This is a genomic window from Collinsella sp. AM15-2, assembly GCF_003471985.1.
In the GTDB taxonomy this organism is placed as follows: Bacteria; Actinomycetota; Coriobacteriia; order Coriobacteriales; family Coriobacteriaceae; genus Collinsella.
Window position 1 is genome coordinate 40,315 of sequence record NZ_QRKO01000016.1, and the last position, 8,546, is coordinate 48,860.

Consider the following 8,546-nt stretch of genomic DNA (forward strand, 5'->3'; position numbering starts at 1 on the left):
GGTGCCCGCGATACTTTATCGGTTCGGACGGGGATAATAGACGTCTGAAATTGCTTTACGAGAGGGGAACGCAATGATTAGTTTTGATTACAAGCCTCAGGGCGTATGCACTCGCAATATCCACCTTGACCTGTCCGATGACGGCAACAAGGTGGTGGGCGTCGAGTTTACCGGTGGCTGCAACGGCAATCTCAAGGCTATCTCTAAGCTGGTCGAGGGTGCTCCTGCCGATCGCGTCATCGAGGTTCTCGCTGGTAATACCTGCGGTATGAAAAAGACTTCTTGCGCCGATCAGCTCACGCGCGCTATCGAGGCCGCTCGCGCCGAGATCGCCTAATGAGTATCGCCGACCACGTCAAGAACGGAATATCGCGCCGCGGCTTTGTGCTCGGAGGGGCTGCCGCGGGCGCTGCCACGGTGCTTGCCGGATGCTCAAAGAAAACGGGTACCAGCGACGATGCTGCCGGCGAGCCACAGGTTATCAAAGACGACTCAAAGATCGTCTCGATTACGGATGAGTATGAGGCCGTCGATATCGATCTTGAGCCCATGGCGACATGGACATTGCCCTTGGGTACGCTGCTGTACTACTGCGACGGCGATTACGCCGCGGCGATGATGGCCCCGGCGTCTGCGCTGCATGCCAACACGCTTGGCGTGCTCAACTTGGGCGACGGCTCGCTCACGACGCTCATCGAGGATCCTATCGAAGGTGCGGGGTATTCGTTTTACGATGTCCGCGCCGGCGATGGCGTGTTTGCGTGGGTTGAGATGAACTTTGCCAATTCATCGTGGAAGCTCTACGCTCAAAATCTGTCGGGCGCTTCGCTCTCTGGCGACGTGGTTGAGCTCGATCGGGGTGGCAAGGACTATGATCCGCCACTGTTCACGGCGTTCGGGTCATCAGTCATCTGGTATAAAATGCCTTCGGCAGGCGGCAATAAAACGAGTAGTGATTCGTTTTGCTATCGTCGCTCGCTTGATGAATCCAAGGCCGAGACAATTTGGAAATCGACGGGCCGCTTTGCATCGGCCCCGCGTGCGAGCGACGGCATTTTGACCATCTCGCCGCGTGTCCGCAACGACGAGGGCGTCTACTACGGCATAACGGCAATCGATCTGACCGACGGCAACAACACCAAACGTGCCCAGCTAGTCCTTCCCTCGTCAGTCTCGCCTTTCGAGGCCGTATATATGGGCGATACCTTCGTGTTTTCTATCGAGGCGACCTATAGTGGCGTGGGCAGCCTGGGCAACATGGGCACGTATATCGGTAATGAGGGAGGGCCATACCTCTTTCTGTCCCGCGAGCCGCTCGCATGTGCTGCCGGCAAGAAGAATAAATATCTCGTTAAGGTACAGGCATCGCATTTTCTCATCGACACCTCTGCCAAGACCTATGGGTCGCTGTTGTCGCCCGACCGTGCTTTGGAATATGGCGATTATCCAGCTACGGCGGGAAAATCGGACTCATTCCTTACGTACGCCACGGTGCGCAACAGCCAGGGTATACCCGAGACGGTCACCGCACGCCTATTCTCTCTTTAAGCTTAGAGGGGTTAAAAAGGCGCCAACAGGGGAATAAACGCGTTGTAATTGTGAGTACCGCCCGCCGAGCTGCCGCGTCATAGTGGCATCCGGCGGGCTCAGGTGCGTTAAAATGGGCTTGTTCTTAGCTGATTGAGACAGGGGGGCCGTGTTATGGCTTCAGATGCAAAAAAGATTCTGCTGGTCGAGGATGAGAAGGCAATCCGTGACGCCGTCGCTGCCTATCTCGAGCGCGAAGGCTACTGGGTTGTGGGTGTCGGCGACGGCCAGTCCGCGATCGAGGAGTTCGAGAAGCATCAGTTTGACCTGGTCGTGCTCGACCTTATGCTCCCCAAGATCCCCGGCGAGCGCGTTTGCCGCACCATTCGCGATACCTCGGATGTCCCCATCATCATGCTGACTGCCAAGGGCGAGATCGAGGACCGTATTATCGGTCTTGAGCTCGGCGCCGACGACTATCTGATTAAGCCGTTCTCGCCGCGCGAGCTTGTCGCGCGCGTACGCGCCTTGTTCCGCCGTGCCCATCAGGCCGACGAGCCAGCCGTCGAGGTACTCGACTTCGGCGATCTGGTCATCGATATCTCGGGCCACAAGATTTTGGTCGAGGGCAAGGAAGTCGACCTGACGGCTTCCGAGTTTAAGCTGCTCACCACGCTTGCCCGTCACCCCGGTCGCGTCTACAACCGCATGGAGCTGGTCGAGAAGGTGCTCGGCTACGACTTTGAGGGCTATGAGCGCACCATCGATAGCCACGTGAAGAACCTTCGCGCCAAGCTGGGCGATGATCCCAAGAAGCCCAAGTGGCTCTACACCGTCCACGGTGTCGGCTATCGCTTCGAGGCTCCGGCCAAGACCGATAAGTCGGACGAGAAATAGGGAAATCACATATGACACCTGCGCGCTTTGAAATCGGACAAAAGCACAAGCAGGAGAGCGAGGCGGGTTCCAAGGCTAGTTGGAACACGCCTCGTTCCGATTCACGGCCAACGATGAGCTATCCCTCGCGCATGGCACTTGCTTTTGCTCTGACATCGCTCATGACGGTATTGGTGCTGGTGGGCGTGGTCTCTGTTGTGTGGGGCACGGTCTTTTCGGATTACACGCGCTCCAATATCGTCGAGATCGCCAATTCTGCTGCCGAAAAGCTTGCGACGTCGTATGAGGAAAACGGCAACTGGACTGCGGGCGAGCTGCGCACGGTCGCGACATCGAGTTTGGTATCCGACGACCTGAGTATGCAGGTCGTCAACAAGAAGGGCGTTGTCGTCTATGACGACTCATGGCCTTCGGCAAGCGCGACCGCCGATGTGCGCGAGAGCGAATCGGCGTCGAGCAGCTCGAGCGGTAAAAAAGCATCGCATAGCCCGGTCTCGTCTGCTCCAACCGACTCCGATAGCGTTGCTAACGTCGAGATTGTAACGTCTTCCGGCGAACATGTCGGACAGGTAAAGCTGTGGGCCATCGGCTCCGACGCTCTGCTCACCAAGGCGGACTCTGCGTTTAGGGAGAAGACCTTTAACGCCATGGCCCTCGCCGCAGTTGTTGCAATCTGCATTTCGGTCGTTATCGGATCGCTCGTGTCGCGCATGCTCACCAAGCCGATTCATCGTATTACCAGTACCGCAAAGCAAATCCGTGACGGCGACCTGTCGGCTCGCACGGGACTGCGCGGTGATGACGAGATCGATCAGCTGGGTGAGACCTTCGATGAGATGGCCACTTCGCTCGAGAAGGATATGAAACACGAGAAGCGCCTGACCTCAGACGTTGCACACGAGCTTCGTACGCCGCTTATGGCCATGCTCGCAACGGTCGAGGCCATGCAGGATGGCGTGTATCCCACCGACGATGAGCATTTGGAGACCGTTGCTTCCGAGACGCGTCGCCTGGCTCGTCTGGTGCAGCAGATGCTCGATCTATCGCGCATGGAAAACAGCACGGCTCCGCTCAACCTTGAGCCGGTGGACATGGTTCCTTTCGTGCGTTCCATCGTCAATGCCCAGGAGCGCCTGTTTGTCGACCGCGATCTGCGCCTGCGTTTTGCGGACGAGACCCAGGGTCACGACGATGTCGTCGAGGCCGATCCCGACATGATCACGCAATGTGTTATCAACCTCATGAGCAACGCCATGCGCTACACCCCCGAGGGCGGTTGGGTCGTTGTGTCGGTGCTCAGTGACCGCAAGCACGTCAGCATTGCCGTTTCTGATACCGGCATCGGTATTGCCAAGGACGATCTGTCGCGCATCTTCGGCCGTTTTTGGCGCGCCGATGCCAGCCGCGCCCGTGAGGCGGGCGGCCTGGGCGTTGGCCTCGCCGTGACCAAGCAGATCGTCGAGCGTCACCATGGCTACATATCCGTGGAGTCGGAGCTTGGAAAGGGTACGACTTTTACAATTCATCTGCCCCGCGAGCACACGGCAGACGCGGCATCTACTACAATGGAGCACTAGCTTTTCGCTATTCGGTGAAGGAGGGGCCGCGTCCCTGCCGCTCCGAGTTTGCGAAAACATGCGGGAAAGAACCCGCATTTCTGTCGTATTTAGGTAAGGAGTGACTCACGTGACAACGATGGAGCGTCGTCCGGATTCCCGTGGCAAGGTTCGTGATATTTACGATGCCGGTGAAAACCTGCTGATGGTCGCCACCGACCGCATTTCTGCGTTCGACTTCATTCTTCCCGACGAGATTCCGTTTAAGGGAGAGGTGCTCAATCGCATCTCGGCATTCTGGTTCGATAAGTTTGCCGACATCGTCCCCAACCATCTCGTTTCCATCGACCCGGCGGATTTCCCCGAGGAGTTTGCTGAGTATCGTGACTACCTCGCAGGCCGCGCCATGCTGGTCAAGAAGGCCCAGACGATTCCTATCGAGTGCATCGTCCGCGGCTATCTGACCGGTTCGGGCAAGAAGACCTACGACGAGAACGGCACCGTCTGCGGCATCCAGCTGCCTGAGGGCCTGACCGAGGCTTCCAAGCTTCCCGAGCCGCTGTTCACGCCGTCCACGAAGGCCGAGATTGGTGACCACGACGAGAACATCTCGTTCGAGCGTTGCTGCGAGATCGTGGGCGAGGATATCGCCACGCAGATTCGTGACCTTTCCCTCAAGATCTACAAGGCCGCTGCCGAGTACGCCGCGACCCGTGGCATCATCATTGCCGACACCAAGTTCGAGTTTGGTGTCATCGATGGCAAGGTCACGCTGATCGACGAGTGCCTCACGCCCGATTCCAGCCGTTTCTGGCCTGCTGCCAGCTACGAGGAGGGCAAGATCCAGCCCAGCTACGACAAACAATTCGTCCGCAATTGGCTCAAGGCCAACTGGGATATGACGGGGGAGACCCCGCACCTGCCCGCCGAGGTCATCGATGGCACGTCCGAGCGCTATCGCGAGGCCTTCCAGATCATCACGGGCTCCCAGTTCACAAGCATGAAGGAGAACGCATAAGTGAGTACCCGTAGCGCCACGAACAAGCGCACGCAATCCCACGAGGTTACCGGGGTTGCGCGCAAGTCCGCCGCATCTGCTAAGCCTGCCCGTCAGGCAGCGAGCTCTGTCCGCGTCGTGCCGGCTTCGTCTAAGGCACGCCGCAAAGAGCTCGAGAAGGGCGAGAACCTCGAGGGCCTCTCTAAAGAGGAGAAGCGCGCCCGCAAGGCTAAGCAGCGCGCCAAGGAGGACCGCATCTACACGGTGTCGAATATCCTTCTCAAGCAGGATGAGGACTACACCAAGCGCCGTCGTATCTGGTGGGCCGTGCTTACTATCGGCATGGTACTCGTCGTGGCAATTTGGGCTTCGCTCTACTTCGCTCCCGCTGGCATGGTGTCCAGCCCTGTCCAGATGGTCGGCATCGTTTTGTCCTACGTCGTCATTTTGGGTGACTTTATCTACGACTTCGTTCGTATTCGTCCCCTGCGCAACATGTACCGCACGCAGGCCGAGGGCATGTCCGAGAACAAGCTCAACGCTCTTATTGAGCGCGCGGCTGCCGAGGAGGACAAAAAGGACTCCAAGAAGAAATAGCGTTTGCATGCATACTTATCGCTAAGATATAAGGCGCGTCGTTTTTGCGGCGCGCTTTTTACTGTTCTATAGATAGATGGAGTGGCACATGATTCGAGCTGCCCTGACGGTCGAAGAAGCTCTGGAGGGCATGAAGGCCCTGGAGCCCAAGATTAAAAACTATGCGCGTCTGGTTGTCCGCAAGGGCGTAAACGTCAAGCCCGGCCAGGAGGTTGTCGTTCAGTCTCCGGTCGAGTGCGCGCCTTTTGCCCGCGTGGTGGTCGCGGAGGCTTATGCCGCCGGCGCTGGCCACGTGACGGTCATTTGGGCCGATGATGCCGTGACGAGGCTCACGTACGAGCATGTCGATAAAAGCTATTTTGAGCAGACGCCCGAGTGGAAGCGCATGCAGCTGGATTCCCTGGCCCAGGATGGTGCCTGCTTTGTCTTTATCGAGGGGGCGGATCCTGCGGCCCTCAAGGGCATCGATCCAGCCAAGCCGGCCGCGGCATCCAAGGCGAGGAATACGCAATGCAAAGTTTTCCGCCGTGGACTGGATTACAACATCAATCCGTGGTGCATCGCCGGCGCTCCGGTCGTGGCTTGGGCGCACGAGGTGTTCCCGGGAGACGCCGATGAGGTTGCAATCTATAAGCTGTGGAATGCGATTCTGCACACCGCGCGCGCCGATGGCCAGGACCCAGAGAGCGACTGGGAACTCCATGACGCCGCATTCGAAAAGAACCTGCGTTTTCTGAACGACAATCGTTTCGACTACCTGCATTACGCCGCGGCAAATGGAACCGATCTGACGATTGGCATGACGAAAGGTCACGAGTGGGCCGGCGGCAAGGGCAAGACGCCCGAAGGGCACCCCTTCTTCCCCAACATTCCCACCGAGGAAGTCTTCACTTCGCCCGATCGCATGCGCGCCGACGGTATCGTGTACTCGGCCATGCCGCTCATCCACCATGGCAATAAGGTCGACGATTTTTGGATTAAGTTCGAGGGCGGCCGCGTAGTGGACTACGATGCCCGCGTGGGTAAGGCGACGCTTGCGAGCATTATTGACACCGATGAAGGTGCCGCTCATCTGGGTGAGGTCGCGCTTATCTCCAAGAACACGCCGATCCGTGAAAGTGGCGTTCTATTCTATGACACGCTCTATGATGAGAACGCTAGCTGCCATCTCGCGCTGGGTGTCGGTTTCCCCGAATGCATCGAGGGTGGGTATGACATGTCCAAGGAGGAGCTCCTGGAGCATGGCGTTAACGTCTCGAGCACGCACGTCGATTTTATGATCGGCACGGACGATATCGATATTACGGGCATTACGCCTGATGGACGTGAAGTTGTGATTTTCCAGAACGGCCAATGGAGTTGGGAATAGCCCCAGACCGTGGTACAATGCCACCCGCGGGCCGTTAGCTCAGCTGGCAGAGCAGGGGACTTTTAATCCCAAGGTCCAGGGTTCGAACCCCTGACGGCCCACCATAGAATAGAAAAGCGACTGGCGGATGCCGGCCGCTTTTTTGTTGCCGCGACATGGGTTCGAACCCGAAAGGGCGCGGAGCTGAGTAAACGCGTGAGCGTTTGCCAGCGCAGCGCGCAAGGCGCGAAGCGCCGCAGCGGCCGTCTGCAGAGCAGGCCGAACCTCTGACGGCCCACCCAAAGAAAGGAAAACGAAATGAAAACAGATAGATACGGAATTAGCGGCAGCACATTAAAGATAATAGCGGCCATTTCGATGGTTCTCGATCATGTAAGCAGGATCGTCCTGACCAATGGAATCATGACTCACGCATCGTACAATCAGATATCAGACGAACAGTGGGCGATTCTAAGCGAGGCTTCGGATGTGCTTCATGTTCTTGGCAGAATTGCATTTCCCTTATTTTGCTTTTTGATAGTTGAGGGATTTTTGCATACTCATGACATAAAGAGGTACCTGCGAAATATGCTTGTCTTCGCAATCATTGCGGAGCCCATATACGATTTCGTTCAAACCGGGCAACTATTTGACCTTCGGCAACAAAATGTTATGTGTGAGCTCCTGCTTTGCTTGGTCTTCTTGATAATTCTGGAAAAGATACAAAGCCTTTCAAAATGGAAGAGGTACATCGCAGAAACTGCTCTGATTGTTTTGACAGCACTGGCAGCTGAATACACTAAACTAGATGGCGGTGTGTGTGGCATTCTGCTTGTGGCTGCATTCTATTTATTCCACGACAGCAAGGCCAAGATGTTCTTTGCTGCAGTATGCGCAGTGCTCCTTTCGTCATGCCATATAGTTGGCGGCGGATTTGAGTTTGCTACAGCTAATATATTTAATCCTGATGTTGCTGCCGCGGTCGTTTCGTTGCTGCTTATCAATCTTTATAATGGCAAGCGAGGGCTGAAGCTCAAATATTTCTTCTACATTTTCTATCCGGCTCATCTTGCTCTGCTTTATGGTGTCTCACTTATTGTTTTGAACTGTCTTTAAAAACTCTCAAACAAGTCTCTGAAAGCAGAACTAAATTGACCCTAAGACTGCTTGTGAATTTCCGGAAGACCTGTGAGATACGAGGATAGACAACGAGGGCTGTAGAAAGATGCTTCGAAAGCATGAATGGCAGCGAGAAAATGAGTTCGGAAGAACCCCTCTGGATGCTCCAGCATAGAATAGAAAGCGATCGGCTCCGGCTGGTCGCTTTTTTGTTACCGATGCACGGTTCGAACCCGAACTTCTATATATAGGAACGCTTGGCGAACAAAACCTGCCTTTTACCGACGGGAAACAAATAACCGATGCTTTTGGAGTAAAGTGGCGCTCCAGAGATGACCGATGCCTCAACATCTATAAACCAGCTGGTCACCGCCAATATCAGAAGCTGATGCTTCAGTTATAACCTCAGTGACGTGACTGAGGGACCTATTCATTTGTGAACAAAATATGGAGTGCGCGATTCCCGCCCCCGGCGCCCCTCCGGTCTGGCAATATATCTCCTTGC

8 protein-coding genes and 1 tRNA gene are annotated in these 8,546 nt (G+C 56.1%); all 9 read left to right on the plus strand.

Annotated elements, in window-relative coordinates:
- Positions 1 to 73: 73 nt before the first annotated feature.
- The 9 genes from DW171_RS07590 to DW171_RS07630 all read left to right on the plus strand — a co-directional run bounded on the left by DW171_RS07590 (position 74) and on the right by DW171_RS07630 (position 8,038).
- A complete protein-coding gene (locus tag DW171_RS07590) occupies positions 74 to 337 on the plus strand; it encodes a TIGR03905 family TSCPD domain-containing protein (protein WP_117735816.1) in 264 nt (87 codons plus the stop codon).
- Positions 337 to 1,548, plus strand: coding sequence for a twin-arginine translocation signal domain-containing protein (locus DW171_RS07595; protein WP_117806576.1), 1,212 nt, complete (start codon positions 337 to 339; stop codon positions 1,546 to 1,548). The genes DW171_RS07590 and DW171_RS07595 overlap by 1 nt, the downstream gene beginning before the upstream one ends.
- Positions 1,549 to 1,701: 153 nt before the next feature.
- Positions 1,702 to 2,424, plus strand: a complete 723-nt coding sequence (locus DW171_RS07600; RefSeq protein ID WP_006236208.1) for a response regulator transcription factor — start codon at positions 1,702 to 1,704, stop codon at positions 2,422 to 2,424.
- A gap of 11 nt (positions 2,425 to 2,435) precedes the next feature.
- Complete coding sequence (locus DW171_RS07605) at positions 2,436 to 4,001, plus strand: cell wall metabolism sensor histidine kinase WalK (protein ID WP_117877336.1); 1,566 nt, start codon at positions 2,436 to 2,438, stop codon at positions 3,999 to 4,001.
- A 118-nt stretch (positions 4,002 to 4,119) separates the two neighbouring features.
- The gene (locus tag DW171_RS07610) at positions 4,120 to 4,998 is read left to right on the plus strand and encodes a phosphoribosylaminoimidazolesuccinocarboxamide synthase (protein WP_035136481.1); all 879 of its coding nucleotides are present in this window, start codon (positions 4,120 to 4,122) and stop codon (positions 4,996 to 4,998) included.
- Complete coding sequence (locus tag DW171_RS07615) at positions 4,999 to 5,574, plus strand: hypothetical protein (protein ID WP_117774211.1); 576 nt, start codon at positions 4,999 to 5,001, stop codon at positions 5,572 to 5,574.
- An 88-nt stretch (positions 5,575 to 5,662) separates the two neighbouring features.
- Positions 5,663 to 6,943 carry an aminopeptidase gene (locus DW171_RS07620; RefSeq protein ID WP_118270876.1) on the plus strand — a complete coding sequence of 427 codons (1,281 nt, stop codon included), beginning with the start codon at positions 5,663 to 5,665 and terminating at the stop codon, positions 6,941 to 6,943.
- A gap of 28 nt (positions 6,944 to 6,971) precedes the next feature.
- A tRNA-Lys gene (locus DW171_RS07625) sits at positions 6,972 to 7,047 on the plus strand.
- Positions 7,048 to 7,240: 193 nt separating this feature from the next.
- Positions 7,241 to 8,038, plus strand: coding sequence for a TraX family protein (locus tag DW171_RS07630; protein ID WP_118270877.1), 798 nt, complete (start codon positions 7,241 to 7,243; stop codon positions 8,036 to 8,038).
- Positions 8,039 to 8,546: the final 508 nt, after the last annotated feature.